Annotated in this window: 4 protein-coding genes; all 4 read right to left on the minus strand. The window is 53.7% G+C overall.

Going from position 1 to position 1567, the window contains the following annotated elements:
- Positions 1 to 21 precede the first annotated feature (21 nt).
- Positions 22 to 243 (minus strand): recombinase family protein, encoded by a 222-nt coding sequence (locus BN874_RS25780; RefSeq protein ID WP_420886132.1) that lies wholly within the window; start codon positions 241 to 243, stop codon positions 22 to 24.
- A complete protein-coding gene (locus BN874_RS25785; RefSeq protein ID WP_230314439.1) occupies positions 221 to 439 on the minus strand; it encodes a recombinase family protein in 219 nt (72 codons plus the stop codon). Before BN874_RS25785 ends, BN874_RS25780 begins: the two co-directional genes overlap by 23 nt.
- A gap of 222 nt (positions 440 to 661) precedes the next feature.
- Positions 662 to 1033, minus strand: a complete 372-nt coding sequence (locus BN874_RS13430; RefSeq protein WP_034434339.1) for a PIN domain-containing protein — start codon at positions 1031 to 1033, stop codon at positions 662 to 664.
- Complete coding sequence (locus tag BN874_RS23750) at positions 1017 to 1301, minus strand: helix-turn-helix domain-containing protein (RefSeq protein ID WP_034434341.1); 285 nt, start codon at positions 1299 to 1301, stop codon at positions 1017 to 1019. The genes BN874_RS13430 and BN874_RS23750 overlap by 17 nt, the downstream gene beginning before the upstream one ends.
- Between the last annotated feature and the right edge of the window lie 266 nt (positions 1302 to 1567).

Below are 1567 nucleotides of genomic sequence, written 5' to 3' on the forward strand. Positions count from 1 at the left end.
CTGAAATCATTAATCGACCTATTAAAAAGTGGGTCTAAATAAGGAGAGCGGGAATTGCTGAAGGATCGTAAAGTCAATGCGGGTCCGTTCCGCAATCGTTTCCCGCTCCCATTGACTCACACTCGCCAAGATGTTGAGTACCAGCCGCCCCGCTGCGGAACGGGTATCAATCTGTTCGGAGACCGACATCAGCGCGGCTTTGCCGGGAGCAAAATAAGTTTCAATCAGTTGGCCGAGGTCCATCACCGAACGGGTCAATCGATCCAACTTCACCACCAGTAACGCTTCGACCGGGCCGGTTTTCAGCAGCGCCAGCGCCCGTTGCAGTCCGGGGGCGGTCCAGGGTCTTGGCACTTTCGCCCGCATCAATAATGACTTCCACCAATTCCAGATCATAAAGGCGGTCATAAGCCTGCGCCTTCTCTTGCTGTGCTTCCAACGAAACCCCAAGGTCCGATTGCTTATCGGTTGAAACCCGTAGGTAGGCTACGGTTCGGGTGGGGGGAGGTCATGGTCTCTGCTCCATTGTTATCGTTGCTAGACATAATGATAGTAGGATCAATGTATCGAGCCACCTCCTTTCATAACAGCGGGTTGGGGCTGAGACTATTAGCTATAGCTTATATGTCGTCAAGTTGTAGCTTCGCTCCCACTGGGCCACCTACGTTTTAGCTGCTAATGTCGCCAGCCGTTGATCGAGAGTCAGCAGTTGCAACCCGTGAACTTGAGCGGTGGCAAGAATAATGGCATCCGGCGTTTTGGTCCGTGTCGCCCGGCGAATGGCAATCGCCGCATCCTCAACCTTCGGATCGAGGGCGTAGCGCACCAGATGACTCAGTACCGCTTCCAGTCCAGATCGATCCGCGTCGGTTAAATCGGGGTGACAAAGCAATTCGATTCTCGTGATCGGGCTAATCCCCGCATTGGACGTATCCGCCCCGTAGTTCGCTAGTAGAGTCAGCACCGCTGGGGCTAGGCCGTACATACCGATCACTATATGGGTATCCAGCAGGTATTTAACGATCCCACTCATCCCGCATCGCCTGTTGAATGGCAAGGGGATCGCCTTGAAATGCGGACAATCGGGGAAGCTGAAGCGCAAGGTCTACTAAGGCCACCGATTGACCGGGTATTTCCCGGTGAGCGGTCAGCCAAGTGTTAATCTGGTTCTCTTGATACATGACCTTTTTTCCCACGCGCACGTAGGCGGGGCCGGTTCCCTGCCGCCGCCAGCGGTTCAGGGTTTGCGGATTTAAGCGTAGGCGTTGCGCCGCTTCCACCGTGTTGAGCAATTCAGACATGGCCGGTTCCTCGCAAAGTCATTTTCCAGTTGAATGCAAAAACATACCAAAGTTTTTTGTGATTAGGTAGTAAAGCGCACAAAAAAGCAGCAAAAGTTTTTAACGCACCGATCAACTGGAAGATATGGATTTTGCAGGGTGTAGAATGGGGCGAGTACCTACCGCGAAAAATTCAGCCGGAAGGGCTCTGATCTTCGGGGGGTTGGGGGTTGGACTTTCGCCCATTGGCGAATCGTCTGGGTGGGTGGGTGGGTGGGTCTACCGCC

This window comes from Candidatus Contendobacter odensis Run_B_J11 (genome assembly GCF_000531125.1).
Classification (GTDB): Bacteria; Pseudomonadota; Gammaproteobacteria; order Competibacterales; family Competibacteraceae; genus Contendibacter; species Contendibacter odensensis.

Coding starts and splice junctions, on each gene's coding strand:
- BN874_RS25780 (WP_420886132.1), bottom strand. CDS start 243: ATGGACCTCGGCCAACTGATTGAAACTTATTTTGCTCCCGGCAAAGCC.
- BN874_RS23750 (WP_034434341.1), bottom strand. CDS start 1,301: ATGTCTGAATTGCTCAACACGGTGGAAGCGGCGCAACGCCTACGCTTA.
- BN874_RS13430 (WP_034434339.1), bottom strand. CDS start 1,033: ATGAGTGGGATCGTTAAATACCTGCTGGATACCCATATAGTGATCGGT.